The organism is Colwellia sp. 5_MG-2023, assembly GCF_030547795.1.
Lineage (GTDB): Bacteria > Pseudomonadota > Gammaproteobacteria > Enterobacterales > Alteromonadaceae > Colwellia.
In genome coordinates this window covers 121272-138966 of the sequence record NZ_JAUOPW010000004.1, presented here as the reverse complement: position 1 = coordinate 138966, position 17695 = coordinate 121272, and the positions used below count along the sequence as shown (strand labels likewise).

Genomic DNA, 17695 nt, shown 5'->3' with positions numbered 1-17695 from the left:
TTGCTGTCAGTAATAAAGGTAAATCTACTAGATGAAAAATATAGCCCTCAAATTAATATTATTCGCTTTAATTAGCTTGAGCTTTGCAAGTATTGCTGACAGTTCACCAACCTCAAGAGCAGCACAGAAGCCTAGTATTATCGCACTTTCTCCTCATATTGTAGAAATGTTATATGACATAGGAGCAGGTGAACAAATTATCGGTACCACAACATTTGCCGACTACCCCGAGCAAGCAAAAGAGATCCCTATTGTGGGTAATTACTTACGCCTGCAAATTGAAAAATTTATTACATTACAACCTGATTATATTATCGCTTGGAAAAGTGGTAACCCAAGTGATGACATTACTCGATTAGAGCAACTCGGCTTTAACATTATCTATTCTCAACCGCATAGTTTCGAAGATATTGCGAAAGAAATGCGTGAGTTTGGTCAATTAACAGGTCATGAACAAAAAGCCAATGCTCAAGCCGAGAAACTACTTGGCCAACTCAACCTTATAAAAACTCAATACCAAAATAAACCGCCTATCACGATTTTTTACGAATTATGGTCTAAGCCATTAACCACGGTAGCGAAAGATAGTTGGCCTCAACAATTCTTGAATATTTGCCAAGCCAATAATCCGTTTGAGCAAGTGGATATAGCCTATCCCCAAGTAAATATAGAGAAAGTATTACAAGCACCTATTCAATTAATTATTCAGCCTTTATCGGCAAATCAAAGTGCTAAAGTCGGTTTCAACTGGCAAGACTGGCCAATTATACCTGCCGTTAAAAACGAACAAATAATTCAACCAAATGCTGATTCAATGCATCGTATGACGATGAGAAGCTTAACTGCCTTATCCAAACTCTGTGCCGATATAGATAAAAGCAGAGCCTTCTACCAAGCTAACACTTCAGATAAAACGTTCGAATAATTATGAATAAATTACTCTCAATACCTTCACTTAGTTTTTACTGCTGTTGCTTGTTTTTTACCAAAATAAGTTATGGTGCACAATCAAATATAGATAGTGTAGAAACGGATATAGAAACCATTGAAATCGTCAATTCTCATGAATTCAATAGTGTCAATTATCAAGTATTACATCGTGAAGATTTAATTACTTCTGCACAAACATTATCTGATGCTCTTAAGAATATCAATGGTATACAAATAAGACAGATTAGTGGTTTAGGTAACCCTGTCTCTATTTCTATCCGGGGTTCAAGTGGTAAACAAGTACAAATGTATATCGATGGGCAACTCGTCAACGATAGTCAATTTGGTGGTTTTGATCTTAACCAAATACCGACGGATCAAATTGAGAGCATTGAGATTAGTAAAAGCCAAGCACTAGGAACAGGTTCTACCCCAATTGGCGGTGTCATCAGAGTAAACACTTATAACCCAAGTGAAAACAAAAAGAAAATTGCGTTATCGATAGGTTCATTTGGCTATAAAGAAGTTAATTTTTTAAGTAATAATGCTTTTAAAAAACACAGCCTAGCATTCGGCGGAAATTACTTGGTCAGTGATAATGACTATAACTATTTAGTTCCTCAAAGCTTTGTAAACCCTTCTGAATCAATTAATGAACCATTAAGAAATAATGAATTTGAAAAGCTATCATTGTTTATTAATGACAATGTTCAGTTAGATCAGCACCAATTGCGCTTTAATTTGCAATATAACAAACAAGACAAAGCCCTAGCTAACTATCAGAATAACTCTCCAGAAAATAGCTCTACATTAGAGAGTGATCAAATTAGATACAGTATTCAACATTATTGGTTAGCTGATATTAATAGTTTCGGTGATATAAATTTTGAAGGAATTGAAATTAATTATTCTGGTGAAAACAAAGATGAACTGTATTTAGAGCGTCCAAACGAAGACAGAATAAAAACTAGCGATTACAAAAACACTAAACAGCAGATTAGTATTAAACCAAATATTAACTGGTCGACACTAAGTTTCACACCATTTGTTGATATTAGCAGGCAGAATTTTAGCTCATTCAGCACTCAAAATGGTGAAGCCATTCAATGTAATGGCATCAGTAGTTGTGATGTTGAAGCAGCACAAACACAAATAAATTTTGGTGCACGTATTGAATGGAAAAGCGATAGTTATCCTATTAGCAGCTACATATTAGGTAATCAATTACGAGAAAAGAATGCCAATAGCGCATTAAACGCAATCGATAGTCAAAAAGAGACTAAAAATACCCATTACTCTACTCAAGAATTGGGGATTAATTACGGAACGGGAAACTTTAATACTTCTGTAAACTTTAGTAATGGTATTCGAACACCAACCCTCTTTGAGCTGTTTGGTGACCGAGGATCTTTTAAAGGTAATGGCAATTTATTACCAGAAGAAGCAAACACAATCACTTTAGGGCTCCAATACCAAGTTAAGCAATTCAATCTATCTTCTTCTCTTTACCGTCAAGACTTGGAGAACTCAATTGTTGCAATTTTTAACTCTAGTGGTGTTGGCTCTTATACTAATGTGGGTGGCGCTTTATTAAATGGTTTTGAACTTCAGGGAAATATTTCATTACTTGATAATTTATCGCTCTCAATGCAAGTTAGCCTTATTGATAGTGATACCTCTTCACCATTTATTGCTTTTGATAATAAAAAGCTACCAGGTATCTATCACCAACAATACAGTGCTTCATTATTATATAAGATCAAACCCAATTGGCAGATAAAAATAAATAGCAACCTTGATAAAGAGCTCTATTTTAATCGTAACAACCAATTTCAATCAACAAATAGTAATCTCGGTAGCGGTAATCCAGCCGACCGTAGCCTAACGAACATTGCACTGAACTGGCAAACACCAAAATACAACGCCAGTTTATCATTTAACAATGTATTTAACGAAAAATATCAAGACCTGGCCAATAGGCCAGCTCAAGGTAAAAGTATTCAACTCAAATTTTCAATAGAGGATCTATAAATGTCAACAACCTATACAAAAAAAGTATTACCCCTAAGTTTGTTAATCTCAGCTGCCTTGCTAAGTGGTTGTAATTCAGACAGCAATAATGCTCCAACGCTCACCGGTGAAACGGCACCTGTTGTTGCTGAAAACTCATTAACTGTAGCTCAATATACTGCGACAGATTCTGATAATGATGCCATAACATTCAGCCTTTCAGGCGCAGATAATTCACTATTTACTATTGATCAAAGTGGATTACTAACATTTAATACCGCGCCTGATTTTGACAACGGTGATACGGGTCCATACGTACTTACCGTTACGGCTACTGATAGTGGTGAACTCTCTGATGAATTAAGTATTACGGTTACTGTTGGCGATATTAAAGACACTCCTTCATTAGCGGTAGTGCAAACAATAGCGCCAGACTATAGCAGTTCTGAAGTTGTATATATGGACGGGGAAACTCAACAAGTTGATAGTGGTTATTATATCAAAGATGCTTCTGACTATACGTTAGCTAGCTACAAAACTGATGTTTACCATATCGGCCGATTTTTCATTGATACCATCACTAAGTATAATGGTGCTGAAGTTAGTGAAAGAGATACTGCAATATGGTCTTTTTCAACACAAGATAGCCAAGATTCAATTAGCCGTAATCCATATTCGTTAGTATCATTAGACGATACAAAAGCCTACTTATTACGCTATGGTTCAAGCCAGGTATGGGTTGTTAACCCACAAGCCGATAATATTGATGACTTTAAAGTGGGTGAATTAGATTTATCTAGTTATGTGCCTGAAAACAATACCAATGGCACACCAAGTCCTGCTGCTGCAGTTATTAACGATGGTAAGCTTTATATTGTTATGCAACGTTTATCAGATGCTTATGCACCAAATACTAGTTATGTAGCAGTGTTTGATACCGCGACTGATGAAGAAATAGAAACTAACGCTAATAGTGACGATACTGTTAAAGGTATTCCTTTAGAAGGGTTAAATCCACTTGAAAACAGCATTACTACAGGCAATGATAAAATATATATCAGTACCCGTAGCGATTATAGCAACACTGATTTAACATTGAGTCGTATTGAAGAAATTGAACCAACCGATTATAGCGTTCGCCAAGTACTTAATGCGGGCAGTATTACAGACAACGTTAGTGGCTTTATTAAAAGTGCCGTTATTGTATCAGCAGAAAAAGGCTATTTTTATACTAGTGAATCAGTGTTTGTACCAAGCTTTCATGAAATATCATCACTATACCAATTTAACCCAACCACTGGCGAAATTACAGAGAATAATGTAGCGAACACAGGTACAGAAGGAATTAACTTTCTTGGTTTAGATAATGCCAATTTCCTATGGCTAAGTATGCCAACACCGAGTGCACCTGGTATTGATATTATCAACAGTGAAACGAATGAAATAGTAAACGAACGTTTAGCGACAAACTTAAACCCAAGTACTATTCGCTTCCTTGAAGAATAAGCTAAGAGCTTTTTAAACTTATAGAAAACCTCGATCATGCAGGGTCGAGGTTCTTATTGCAGATTCTAAAAGTTTACTTGCTACATTATTGTGACTAAATGAGTAAATACACTTTGTACTTAATTATTTAGCAGCTAGTGCCATATTATCTAATAGTAGCTTAACTCCCTCGCCTTCCGTTTAGCGCCAATAAGCAAAATATAAATGGTAACTTTACATGGCTTGCTCCAATTGAATTCATTACTTACAAATAAACGAAAAAACACCTAGACGTCTAGACACCCAAATGGTTATACTTTTAAATAATACCTAGTTGCTGAACGGGTAAAAATTCACGATGGACATGAAGGAATTTTCATAATGTTTGAGATAAAGCACCTAAAAACACTCACCACCTTGTCAAACACCGGAAATATAAGAAAGGCAGCTGATGCACTTTTTGTTAGTCAGTCAGCGCTTTCTCATCAGTTAAAGGACTTAGAGCAGCGCTTAAATACACAACTTTTTATTCGTAATACGTCGCCTGTTCAGTTCACCGAAAAAGGGCAAGTATTACTAACTTTAGCCAATAATATTTTGCCTAAAATAAGTACGGCACTAAACGAATTAAAAACAGAAAAAAGCACCATAACTCACCTCAATTTAGCTATAGCCTGTCACGCTTGTTTTCAGTGGTTATTACCTATTACCGAGCAATTTTCACAACAGTATCCAAAATTAAAACTTAACTTTATGGAGCAAACCTTTTTTGGTAAAACGTCATTAGAGCAAGCTTTTCCTAAACCTATTACTAATAAACCTGCTGATGATGTCGACATTCTATTTATTGATGAAAAAAATGAAAACGATAACTATATTTATCAATCACTTGGAACCTATGAAGTAGTTGCTGTACTAGCAAAAGAAAGTGAAACCACAGCCCAAGATTTTTTATCAGCCGCTGACTTTAGCCACTACACTTTACTCACCTACCCAGTGAAAATAGAAGAGCTTGATCTCTTTAAGCTTTTTTTAAATAAAAATACTAATCAAGAATCTGGTAATAAATACAAACCAAAAGCGATCAAACAAGTTGCGAATAGTCATATGATATTACAAATGGTTGCTGCTAATATGGGTATAGCGGTGTTGCCTAAATGGTTAGTAAATAGTTTAAGCAAGCAATCATTAGTACAAACTAAACGTATTGGTGAGACGGGTATATATAAAACGCTCTACGCCCGTTATCAAGCGCAAAGCCCGCATATTGAAATCATTGAGCAATTGATACCACAAACTATTTCAGCTTTTGAACGTTTAAATAAAGCAGAGATAACAGAATAGTTATACCAATTTCATTAATGAAGTGAACAATTTTATACGTATAAAAAATTGCCAAATACAAGGCATATATTTCAATAACTCGTTGTGCTAATTATTAAATAAATAACGATATCGTTGGTGATTTTAGCAAGTAGAAATGATCATATAACTAGTGAGATTGGTATTATAAAGGAAAATATTAATATGTGGATACAAACGGAGATTAAGTTAACCAACAAAAGTCGTGGATTTCATTTAATTACCAATGAAGTTCAAGCACAACTTACTGGCTTAGAAAAAGTGCAACACGGCATACTACACTTATTCATTCAACATTCTTCCGCGTCACTAACGATTAACGAAAATGCCGACCCAACAGTTCGCGCCGATATGGAAAAACACTTTAATACTTTCGTTCCTGAAAGAGCCCCTTATTATCAACACACCTATGAAGGTGATGACGACATGCCAGCCCATATAAAAGCTAGTTTACTCGGCTCAAGCATTACTATTCCTATTACTAATGGGCAACTAAACCTAGGTACTTGGCAAGGTATTTATTTAGGCGAGCATAGAGATTATGGTGGTAGCCGTACAGTAATAGCTACCATCAACGGTGAATAATATAAGGAATCAATTAGTTAGCATCCGTTATAACAATGACTACTGTTAAGTTAAAATATTAGTCTTAAGTAAAGGCTTACATTCAAAAAAATAATACAAGCCAATACTCACTCAACTAATCTTCTTCAAGCACATGTGGCCCAGCATAATTATCAAAGCGTGAGTACTTACCTTGGAAAGTCAGTGGAACACGGCCAATAGGTCCGTTACGTTGCTTACCAATAATAATTTCTGCCATCCCTTTAAATTCACTATCATCGTGATATACCTCATCACGGTAAATAAACATGATTAAATCGGCATCTTGCTCTATTGAACCTGATTCACGTAGATCTGAGTTAATTGGACGTTTATCACTACGTTGCTCCAAGCCACGGTTTAGCTGAGAAAGCGCCACTACCGGTACTTGTAACTCTTTAGCTAAGGCTTTTAATGAGCGAGAAATTTCTGCTATTTCTAAAGTACGATTATCTGAAAACTGAGGTGCGCGCATAAGTTGTAAGTAATCGATCATGATCATAGAAATACCACCATGATCTCGATGAATACGTCTCGCTCTAGAGCGTACTTCTGTTGGTGTTAAGCCCGCAGCATCATCAATAAACATTTTGCCGTTTTCAATTAGTAAGCCCATAGTAGAAGACAAGCGAGCCCAATCTTCATCGTCTAGCTGCCCAGTTCTAATTTTAGTTTGATCAATGCGCCCTAAAGAGGCTAGCATTCTCATCATAATTTGATCCGCAGGCATCTCTAAACTAAAGATTAATGCCGGATACTCTTGTGTCATTGCAGCATGTTCAGCCAAGTTCATTGCAAAGGTTGTTTTACCCATTGATGGACGAGCAGCAACAATAATTAAATCTGACTTTTGTAAACCAGCCGTCATTTTATCTAGATCAGCAAAGCCACTAGGAACACCAGTAACACCACCGGTCTCCGTTGAACATAGTTTTTCAATTCTATCGACGGTTTTTTCTAACACTGAATGCAAGCTTTCAGGCCCTTCAGACTTGTTAGCGCGTTTTTCAGCTATTGCAAATACTTTCGTTTCCGCAAAATCAAGTAAATCGGCACTAGAGCGACCCTGCGTATCATAACCAGCTTCCGCTAATTCATTAGCTACGCTGATCATTTCTCGCGTAACGGCACGTTCCCGAACAATATCAGCATAAGCTGTAATATTAGCCGCACTTGGTGTATTTTTCATCATCTCAGCGAGATAAACAAAACCACCTGCATCATCAAGCTTTTGATCATTTTCTAAGGCTTCAGACAGCGTAATTAAATCAACCGGTTCACCTAGTTCAATTAGGGCGCCAATAGTTTCAAAAATCAGACGATGTGAACGACTATAAAAGTCATCAGCCACTGTTTTTTCTGAAACACGATCCCAAGTTTCATTATCAAGCAATAAACCACCTAACACAGATTGTTCAGCTTCTAATGAATGCGGTGGCGTTTTTAATGCATCAATTTGCTTATCTTTGATAAATTGCCTTTCTTTAGCAAATTTACCTGGCTTTCTTTCTGCCATTTATTGAGCCTTAATTTTAAATTTGAGAAGGTTTTTCTAGGATGGTTAATGTAGCAGAAACACCACAAAAAATAGAGTACTAAAATCTACAAATGTCAGAAATAAAAAAAGCGCCTTTCGGCGCTTTTTTCGATGCTACTTTTCTTAATAACAAGAAAAGAAACTAAAAAGTAAAAATTACTTCTTAGAAAGAGCACCAAAACGTTTGTTGAATTTATCAACACGACCACCGGTCTCAGCAGCTTTCTGCTTACCAGTGTAAAAAGGGTGACATTCTGAACATACGTCTAAATGCACGTCTTTAGCTGCTGTTGAACGAGTTGTAATAACATTGCCACAAGAACAAGTTGCTTTAAACTCAACATAATTAGGATGAATTCCGTCTTTCATGGGGACCTCTATATCTCTTTCGAGAAATTGGGCGTATCGCCACTCAGCCGCTTTAGTTATATGAACTTAAAACGCCAAGCACCATACGGTGTAAAAATTAATGGAGGCGAATAATAAATGATCACCGCACCGACTGCAAGCTAAACTGATACTAAACTGACTAAAAAAGACTTATTAATAAATAGTAATTTTTACGGTAATATAAACGGCCTATTCTTATAACAAGCATTCTATATTATTCGTGTCTGAGCAATATGTACAAGTAGCAGTTCCCGTTCCTATGCGCCAGCTGTTTACCTATCAAGTACCTGAGGAACTACAAACACCACCAATAAAAATTGGCGAACGTGTTGCTGTATCATTTGGTGCAAGAAAAGTTATCGCTATTGTTATCGCGATAACCGACAAGTGTGATATTGACTCAAAAATAAAACCAATTTCACAACGCCTTAACGATAGCTTTCACTTAAGCGATTTTTTGGTTAATTATCTCAAGTTATGTGCTAACTACTACCACCATCCTATTGGTGACGTTTTTCAACAAGCACTCCCCAAATTACTACGTCAGGTAAAAAAAGTAGATCTGCAGCCACCGATGGTTTGGCAAAGTGTAGAGCTAATCGAAAATGAACAGCAAGAGCAATTAGCTAAGGTTGAAACTAAAGCGCCAAAACAGTTCGCACTTTTTCAATTAATAGCAAAACATCATGGTATTAGCTGGGCAGAATTGCGTACTTTAGGTTATAGCAAGGCACAGTTAAATGCCTTGGTTGCCAAAGATCTTATCAAGCAGGTTAAGCATAAACCAGGGCAATTTTCTTGGCAAGATAACAAATTAACCCAAGAAAACAAACAATTGCTATCAACCGAGCAAGCATTGATTGTTGCCGCAATCAATCAATCGTTAGATCGCTTCTCTTGCCACTTAATTGACGGTGTTACTGGCAGTGGTAAAACGGAAGTTTATCTACAGGCCATGGAAAATGTATTAGCAAATCATCAACAAGTATTAGTGATTGTTCCTGAAATAGGTTTAACACCACAAACGCTATTGCGTTTTGAGCAACGCTTTAGCGTGCCTATTTGTTTGCATCACTCTAACCTTAACGATACTGAGCGTTTAGATACTTGGTTAAGCGCCCAACAAGGTAGTGCTGCCATTGTTATAGGCACACGATCTGCTATTTTCTCCCCCTTGCACAAGTTAGGTATGATTATTGTTGATGAAGAGCACGACAGCTCGTTAAAGCAGCAAGACAGTTTTCGGTATCATGGGCGAGATATTGCTATTTTACGCGCTAGGCAAACAAATATTCCTATTATTTTAGGTAGTGCTACACCTAGTTTTGAATCATTACAAAATGCCTTATCTGGCAAGTACCAATACCACCAGCTACGTAAGCGAGCTGGAAAAAGCAGTAAAGCGCAAATAACATTAATTGATGTTGCTCAACAACAAATGGAATTTGGTTTGTCTGGCAGCTTAAAACATGAGATTAAACAAACACTAGCACGTGGTGAACAAGCTCTTATTTTTTTAAATAGGCGAGGCTATGCACCCGCAATAAATTGTCAAGAATGCCATTGGCTTGCTGACTGCCAACGTTGCGATAAACCTTATACTTACCATCAAAAACAACAACTATTAATTTGCCATCATTGTGGTAGCCAAAAACGTGTACCAAAACAATGCCCCAAATGCGGTAGTATTCGTATTGCACCTATAGGTCAAGGAACAGAACAGTTAGAGCAACGAATTGGTGAGATATTTCCTGATGTTAGTGTGGTAAGAATAGACAGAGACAGCACCCGTAAAAAAGGTGAATTAACTAAGTTATTACAAGAAATTACAGATAAAAAACATCAATTACTTATTGGTACGCAAATGCTGGCTAAAGGTCATCATTTTCCTGATGTTACCTTAGTAGCGGTGCTTGATGGCGATGGTGCATTATTCAGTTTTGATTTTCGTGCCAGCGAACAAATGGCACAACTATTAATTCAGGTCGCTGGTCGTGCCGGTCGTGCGAGTAAACCAGGTAAAGTGTTAGTACAAACCAGTTATCCTGAACATCCTTTACTACAAGACCTAGTGCATAATGGCTACCAACACTTTGCCAAACAAGCCTTAGCTGAAAGAAAGCAAGCTATGTTGCCACCTTTTAGTTATCAAGCCTTATTCCGCGCTGAAGCCAATTACCCAAGCTATCCTGAAAAGTTCTTACGACTATTAACTGAGCTTACTTTCACTAACTGTCAATTTGCCGGACCTGTTCCTGCAGCAATGGAGAAAAAGGCGGGCAAATTTCGTTATCATTTAATTTTGCAGGCTAAATCAAGAAAAGATCTGCATATTGCTATTTTCCAGTTACTAGCTGCCATCCCGAATAATGAATGGCAAAGTAAAGTACGTTGGAGTTTAGACATTGATCCTATTGATTTAAATTGGTAATCAAATAATTAAACTGCAGCCTACTTTTACTGGATAGTTTTGCTTTCGCTATATCTACTTGTAATTAGAAATAACTTAAGTATAAAATAGCCTACATTCTTCCTGGTTCTTCTGTAGTTCATGTCAAATCAAGATTATATTTCTCGTACGCCGCAAAAAAAGAAAAAAAATAGCCCTTACAAAAAAAAATCGGCACAACCAGATCCAACTTCGACTCGAAAACTCAAGTTTTTAGGTCTGATAGCTATCATATTTATTTCCGTTTTTGTCTATAGTTTATGGTTTTTAAAAACAGATGAAACAACTAAAACGCCTATTCAAACTCAACATGAAGTTAAGCCTAAAAAAGAGAAAGACTTACCTGAGCCTCCTAAAGAAAAATGGACTTATGTTGAAAATTTAAAAACCAAAGAAATTGAAGTAGGACAGTATGAAGTTAAACAAAATGGTCCTTATAAAATGCAATGTGGTTCTTTTAAAACGGCAGCCCAAGCAGAATCACTAAGAGCTAAAATAGCTTTCTCTGGGTTAGAAAGTTCAATTCAAACTGCACAAGGCAAAAATAATATATGGCATAAAGTCGTTTTAGGTCCATATTCACGAAAACGCGCTGCAGAGCAAGATAAACACAAATTACGTAATAACAACATTAATCGTTGTCAGATTTGGTTATGGAAATAACCTATCCTTCAAAATAAATTGGATAGAATGACTATAAAATAAATTCTATCCTTGAAAACTCATTAATAACCCCAACTTTATTTACAACAAAAAATGTATTTATTGAGATTGGAGTTAACATGACTACTATTGTTTCAGTTAGACGTAATGGCAAAGTAGCCATTGGTGGTGACGGTCAAGTGTCACTAGGTAATACCGTTATGAAAGGTAATGCCAAAAAAGTTCGTCGTTTATATAACAACAAAGTATTGGCGGGGTTTGCCGGCGGTACTGCTGATGCTTTTACCCTCTTCGAGCGTTTTGAAAGTAAACTTGAACAACATCAAGGCCATTTAACCAAAGCTGCTGTTGAACTAGCCAAAGATTGGCGTAGTGATCGCGCCCTTAGAAAGCTTGAGGCTTTATTAGCTGTTGCTGATGAAACTGCCTCATTAATTATTACCGGTAATGGTGATGTTGTTCAACCCGAACATGACTTAATCGCTATTGGTAGTGGAGGTAATTTTGCCCAATCAGCCGCTATCGCACTATTAGAAAACACCGACTTAAGCGCCAAAGAAATTGTAGAGAAGTCCTTAACAATTGCTGGTGATATATGTGTTTTCACTAATCAATCTCAAACGATAGATGAATTGTAAGCCACAGGCTTAATAGTAGTTTCTCCATTATATTTTCAAAAAGATTATTGTTTTGATGAATCAAGACAAAACGAGGATTAAAATATGTCAGATATGACTCCCCGCGAAATTGTCCATGAATTAGATGCCCATATTGTCGGCCAAAGCGAAGCCAAACGTGCTGTTGCCATCGCTTTACGTAACCGCTGGCGTCGTATGCAACTAAACGAAGGGCTACGCAATGAAGTAACCCCAAAAAACATTTTAATGATAGGCCCTACCGGTGTAGGTAAAACTGAAATTGCACGTCGTTTAGCAAAACTGGCACATGCTCCTTTTATTAAAGTTGAAGCCACAAAATTCACAGAAGTGGGTTATGTAGGTAAAGAAGTTGAGACGATTATTCGTGACCTTGCCGATATGGCAATTAAAATGGTTAAAGAAGACGAAATGAATCGTGTGCAACATTTAGCTGAAGAAGCTGCTGAAGAGCGTATTTTAGATGTGTTATTACCTCCTGCTCGTGATGGATTTGGAAACGCTGAAAAAAATGATGTAGACGGTGAGAATAACAATACTCGTCAAGTATTCCGTAAAAAATTGCGTGAAGGTAAATTAGACGATAAAGAAATTGAACTTGATTTAGCTGCACCGCAAGTCGGCGTAGAAATTATGGCACCTCCAGGCATGGAAGACATGACTTCGCAATTGCAAAGCATGTTCCAAAGTATGTCGAATGATAAAACTAAAAAGCGCAAATTAAAAATTAAAGATGCTTTTAAGGCGTTGCAAGAAGAAGAAGCCGCTAAAATCGTTAATCAAGATGATATTAAGCAAAAAGCTATTTATGCGGTAGAGCAAAATGGGATTGTTTTTATTGATGAAATAGACAAAATTTGTAAGCGTGCTGATAGTAATAGTGGCGGTGATGTATCACGTGAAGGCGTACAGCGAGACTTATTACCTTTAGTTGAAGGCTCAACGGTTAGTACTAAGCATGGCATGATTAAAACTGATCATATTCTATTTATTGCTTCAGGTGCCTTCCAAATGGCTAAACCTTCAGATTTAATTCCTGAATTACAAGGTCGCCTACCTATTCGAGTAGAGCTAAAAGCGTTAACAACAGAAGATTTTGTTAGAATATTAACAGAACCTTTCGCCTCACTAACAGAGCAGTATATTGCGTTATTAGCAACAGAAGGCGTGGATATTGAGTTTAGTGATGACGGTATTCAAGCAATAGCGAATGCTGCTTGGCAAGTTAATGAAACTACCGAAAACATAGGAGCTCGTCGCTTGCATACTATGATGGAACGATTAACGGAAGAATTATCTTTTAATGCTAATGAACGTTCAGGCGAAAAAATTGTTATTGATAAAGCACATGTTGATAAAACGTTAAATGACGTAATACAAGATGAAGATTTAAGCCGTTTCATCCTATAAGAAACATATTTTAACGAGTTTACAACCACTTATGAATATTCAAAGTTTTTTGATAAATACAAATACAAAAAGTCTTACCATTGATTTTAACAATGGGCAGTCTGCTTGTTTACCTTTTGAATATTTACGTGTTTTTACCCCTTCAGCAAATAAACCGACCAAACAACAAAGCTTAGTTACTCATAAAAAGGATGTTGTGTTAACCGCAATTGAAAATTTAGGTAAACATGGCTATAGGTTTATTTTTGATGATCAACATAACGCTATATATTCAACTAAATATATAGCGTTATTAGTAACAGAACAGAATGATCGTTGGCAACACTATCTTACAAATTTAAAAGCCTCTGGGCACTCTCGTGAAGCAATGATCAATATCACTCAATTGTAAATTAAGCTATTCTTGTACCTCTAGTGCTATTGTCGTTTATATATAGTTTTGTCAACCTAGCTTTTCAATACTCACGACCATATAGATTTAACTTTACACGGAAAATCAATGATAAAAAAATCGTTTTATGCGTTTGTAGGTCTAAGTGCGGTCGTCGTTCTAGCTGTAATAATCAGTGAATCTTATGAACTCTATAGTAGTAAAGTCGTCACCTTAGACAGCAGAATTAAAGAAGTTTCGGGGATTGAATTCGACAAAGCAGGCAACTTATGGGCTATCAATGATGGCGGTAATTCAGCACAAATACACCAAGTACAAAGCGATGGAAAAATTAAAAAATCAGTTACTATTACTAATGGGCGAAATTTAGACTGGGAAGACATGACCCAGGATGATTTTGGCCACTTTTTTATTGGTGACTTTGGTAATAATGACAATATGCGTAAGTGGCTCACCATTTATAAAATTGAGAATCCTATTGATATTAAAGGAACCGAAACTGAAGCGGAAATAATTAAATTCACCTTTCCAGAGCATCGAAACTTTCCACCTAAAGCGTCAGAAAAAAACTTTGATTTAGAGGCGTTTGTTTTTTACAAAAGACACTTATATTTATTTTCAAAAAATAGAACAAAGCCATTTGATGGCGATACTAACTTATATAAAATTGGTGATCACGCAGATAATTATCAGGCCAGTTTTATTAGTAACTTTAATACTTGTACCACACATCAAAAGCTCTGCTGGATAACGTCGGCAGCTCTAAGTCCAGATAGAAGTAAATTAGTACTATTAGACTCAGAACGACTATGGTTATTTGAAAATTGGCAAGGTGATGATTTTTTCTCAGGTGATGCTTATAAAATTGATTTGGGTATCGTCACACAAAAAGAAGCAGTGACCTTTTCTGACGAAAACACCATTATTTTTACCGATGAAGAATTCTATGGCGTTGGCAGAAATTCTTATATGATTAAGCTTGATCAAGTCACGAAAGAGCGTATACAAACTAAAGCTCCCTCTAAACAATAAATCATATAATTAATAAGTTACGCGTTAACGACAACCTCAATTCACTAAGCCAGCTAAACCTCATAATAAGCATAAACTAAGTTTTTGTGCTTGTATTCTGCTTAGTTAAATAGCTAACAAATGTTTCTTCCGGCAATGGTTTATCAATAAGGTATCCTTGAACTGCATCACAGCCCATATTACGTAATACATTTAGTTGTTCTCTATTTTCAACACCTTCGGCAAGTACACGCTTCCCTAAACCATGAGAGAGTTTTATCATCGATTTAACAATAGTTAAATCAGAGTCATTGGTTGCAACTTCAGTGATAAAACTACGATCTATTTTAATTTTATCGATAGGTAATTGGCGTAAATAGGCCAAAGATGAATAGCCTGTACCAAAATCATCAATTGATACTTTGATACCCATACTTTGTAATGACGTAATAGTGGTCATAGCCGTATCGATATCAGTCATTACCACATTTTCAGTGATTTCTAGCTCTAAATATCTAGGAGATAAATTATTATCACGTAATAAAGTTTGAATATTACTAACAAATTGAGGGTCTTGAAATTCAACAGCGGTAATATTAACGGCAATAGTTACCCTGCGTTTATATTTTTCATACCATCGAGCATTCGTACTACAGGCTTTACTTAAAACATAATTATCAAACTGACTATTCATAAACAAAGTATCTATATCATCTAAAAAATCGCCTGGTAACAATAAACCTTTGGTTGGGTGCTGCCAACGTACCAAAGCTTCAACGCCTTCTAAGCGATTCGTTAACAAGTTTAGTTGCGGTTGATAATATAAAACGAATTCATCGTTAAGAATGGCATTTTTAAGCTCTTTCTCTTTTAATAATAAACGTCGTCCACCTGCTTGCATACCTGATTCAAAATTGATGGTAGATATATTATTCGTTTCTGCATGATGCAAAGCTAGATTTGCATTTTGCAATAATTCTTCCGCATTATCACCATATTCGGGAAAAGAGGTATATCCAATACTCGCTTGAATATGTGCTTCTTGATCATGATATTGATAAGGGCGACCAATAATTTGATGGAGATGCTCTGGCACTCGAGCAACTGACGGCTCATTATAATACTCAATAACAAACATAAAAGAATCACCACTTAACCGCCCTACCGCCTTAGGCCGTAGCAGACTATTATTTAGCCTACTTGCGACTTCTTTAAGAATGCAGTCACCTACTTTTAACCCATAAGTATCATTAATAAATTTAAACTGCTTTATATCAATTAGAAATACAGCAAGCTTACATGATTGTTGTTTAGCAGTAGTAATTGCCTCTGTTAGCTGATTCATTACTGCAATGCGATTTAACGCGCCCGTTAAGAAGTCATGCTTTCCTAAATACTGCTCACGAAGAATAGACTGTTTCGAGATATTACGCTCATCCCCTTGTATCCAAATAAGTAAAATAAATCCTAAAATACTGTGAGCACCAATATCAAAATAAGTTAATAGTAACGTTAATTGGTTTAGCCACTCAGCTGTTAAAGTCATCACTGTCATGGTTACATAAGCGAGATAACGAATGGCAGAAATAAGGAAAAAGGCAAATAAAAGTTTACTAGAAAAGTGTGGTTTGCGATCAATAAAGAGATATAAACTTGCGCTTAAGAAACTAATAATGAAAATAAAACTTTGTACCTGTGCTTTAACCTCAAAGTACATAGCTGCGTTATCTTCGCTAAATAAATAAGCAATTGATGCCGTTAAGCTAACAAAAAAAGTGAGTAACACGGCTAGACTCACAAAGGTTTTTGTGAGCTTTCTTTTTGTGCGATAAAGGCCAAGTAATAAAAAAGCTAGAAAGAGATATAAGGCTGTTTGTTGAACTTGCTCATAAAAAAGCAATAAGCTGTTATTTTTTATATAGATGTCGGTAATAGGAAGTGCTGCACTAATAACATAATAGCCACTTAATGCCACTAAACTAAACAACCAACATTTGACATACTCACGTTTAAAAGAGCGAAAATACACTAAAAATACTAATGACAAAATAGCAAACACAATGGCTTGCATAGCAAATAAAAATGTAAATGAGTCCGTACTTACAAGCATTAATATATCAATTATTAGTGAGAATGAATCATCTATTAAAGAGAGTTTTAGTCCAAAATACAAGTAGCTATTTTATTTTCACTTCAGCAGGTTATACTAACAGCTATTATCTCTAAAACTTAAGGCTATTGTTATGGAATGTGATACCTCGCAACTGTGTGATATCTACGCTGACTTAATTGACGTTATCGATCCTATTTTTAGCAACTATGGTGGCCGACATTCTTTTGGGGGCAAAGTAGTCACCATAAAGTGCTTCGAAGGTGTTGGGCTCATAAAAAAAACAGTAATGACGGAAGGAGCAAACAAGGTACTCGTCATTGACGGTGGTGGTTCAACTAGGCGCGCTTTAATTGACTTAGATATTGCTGAGACTGCCGCAAACAATGGCTGGGAAGGTATTGTTTGTTATGGAAGTGTTCGTGATGTTGACGCTATTGAAGAAATAGATATCGGTATTCAAGGATTAGTTTCAATTCCTGTTGGCGCTAACGATAATGAATTTGGTGAAATTGATATTGCGATTAACTTTGGTGGCGTAACCATATTACCTGATGATCATATTTATGCTGACAATACCGGTATTATATTGTCTCCAGAGCCATTAGATATTGAATAAAGTCAAATTGAGTTACTTGGAAAAATGCAAAAAAGGTTATTCTGGTGTTTTCGCTCACGGGTGATTTTG

15 protein-coding genes are annotated in these 17695 nt (G+C 36.2%); 12 read left to right on the top strand and 3 right to left on the bottom strand.

The annotated features are described in order from the left end of the window. The first annotated feature begins 31 nt into the window (after nucleotides 1-31). From Q4496_RS05290 to Q4496_RS05270, 5 genes are all read left to right on the top strand, one after another. Nucleotides 32-925: a cobalamin-binding protein gene (locus Q4496_RS05290; protein WP_303601286.1), complete on the top strand. Its 894-nt coding sequence runs from the start codon at nucleotides 32-34 to the stop codon at nucleotides 923-925. 2 nt (nucleotides 926-927) lie between these two features. Beyond that, entirely contained in the window at nucleotides 928-2961 is a 2034-nt protein-coding gene (locus Q4496_RS05285; protein WP_303610023.1) for a TonB-dependent receptor, read from the top strand. Beyond that, a complete protein-coding gene (locus tag Q4496_RS05280; protein ID WP_215973501.1) occupies nucleotides 2962-4446 on the top strand; it encodes a cadherin repeat domain-containing protein in 1485 nt (494 codons plus the stop codon). 360 nt (nucleotides 4447-4806) lie between these two features. Beyond that, complete coding sequence (locus Q4496_RS05275; protein WP_215973500.1) at nucleotides 4807-5769, top strand: LysR substrate-binding domain-containing protein; 963 nt, start codon at nucleotides 4807-4809, stop codon at nucleotides 5767-5769. Nucleotides 5770-5952: 183 nt separating this feature from the next. After that, nucleotides 5953-6372: a secondary thiamine-phosphate synthase enzyme YjbQ gene (locus Q4496_RS05270; protein ID WP_303601283.1), complete on the top strand. Its 420-nt coding sequence runs from the start codon at nucleotides 5953-5955 to the stop codon at nucleotides 6370-6372. A gap of 115 nt (nucleotides 6373-6487) precedes the next feature. On the opposite strand, the gene dnaB is transcribed toward Q4496_RS05270, so the two are convergent. Continuing rightward, nucleotides 6488-7906 (bottom strand): replicative DNA helicase, encoded by a 1419-nt coding sequence (gene dnaB, locus Q4496_RS05265; RefSeq protein WP_215973498.1) that lies wholly within the window; start codon nucleotides 7904-7906, stop codon nucleotides 6488-6490. Nucleotides 7907-8083: 177 nt separating this feature from the next. Beyond that, nucleotides 8084-8296 carry a 50S ribosomal protein L31 gene (gene rpmE / locus Q4496_RS05260; protein WP_215973497.1) on the bottom strand — a complete coding sequence of 71 codons (213 nt, stop codon included), beginning with the start codon at nucleotides 8294-8296 and terminating at the stop codon, nucleotides 8084-8086. Nucleotides 8297-8537: 241 nt separating this feature from the next. Here rpmE and priA point away from each other — a divergent pair, with 241 nt between their 5' ends. From priA to Q4496_RS05230, 6 genes are all read left to right on the top strand, one after another. After that, nucleotides 8538-10748: a primosomal protein N' gene (priA, locus tag Q4496_RS05255; protein WP_215973496.1), complete on the top strand. Its 2211-nt coding sequence runs from the start codon at nucleotides 8538-8540 to the stop codon at nucleotides 10746-10748. A gap of 120 nt (nucleotides 10749-10868) precedes the next feature. Beyond that, nucleotides 10869-11429 (top strand): SPOR domain-containing protein, encoded by a 561-nt coding sequence (locus tag Q4496_RS05250; protein ID WP_215973495.1) that lies wholly within the window; start codon nucleotides 10869-10871, stop codon nucleotides 11427-11429. 119 nt (nucleotides 11430-11548) lie between these two features. Further along, complete coding sequence (gene hslV / locus Q4496_RS05245; protein ID WP_215973494.1) at nucleotides 11549-12067, top strand: ATP-dependent protease subunit HslV; 519 nt, start codon at nucleotides 11549-11551, stop codon at nucleotides 12065-12067. A gap of 84 nt (nucleotides 12068-12151) precedes the next feature. Continuing rightward, complete coding sequence (gene hslU, locus Q4496_RS05240; RefSeq protein ID WP_215973493.1) at nucleotides 12152-13495, top strand: ATP-dependent protease ATPase subunit HslU; 1344 nt, start codon at nucleotides 12152-12154, stop codon at nucleotides 13493-13495. A 31-nt stretch (nucleotides 13496-13526) separates the two neighbouring features. After that, complete coding sequence (locus Q4496_RS05235; RefSeq protein ID WP_303610022.1) at nucleotides 13527-13886, top strand: gamma-butyrobetaine hydroxylase-like domain-containing protein; 360 nt, start codon at nucleotides 13527-13529, stop codon at nucleotides 13884-13886. A 108-nt stretch (nucleotides 13887-13994) separates the two neighbouring features. Next, nucleotides 13995-14918, top strand: a complete 924-nt coding sequence (locus Q4496_RS05230; RefSeq protein ID WP_215973491.1) for a hypothetical protein — start codon at nucleotides 13995-13997, stop codon at nucleotides 14916-14918. Between the two features lie 76 nt (nucleotides 14919-14994). On the opposite strand, the gene Q4496_RS05225 is transcribed toward Q4496_RS05230, so the two are convergent. Then, nucleotides 14995-17007, bottom strand: coding sequence for a bifunctional diguanylate cyclase/phosphodiesterase (locus Q4496_RS05225; protein WP_303610021.1), 2013 nt, complete (start codon nucleotides 17005-17007; stop codon nucleotides 14995-14997). A gap of 133 nt (nucleotides 17008-17140) precedes the next feature. Here Q4496_RS05225 and rraA point away from each other — a divergent pair, with 133 nt between their 5' ends. Then, a complete protein-coding gene (gene rraA / locus Q4496_RS05220) occupies nucleotides 17141-17626 on the top strand; it encodes a ribonuclease E activity regulator RraA (protein WP_215973489.1) in 486 nt (161 codons plus the stop codon). The last annotated feature ends 69 nt before the right edge of the window (nucleotides 17627-17695 follow it).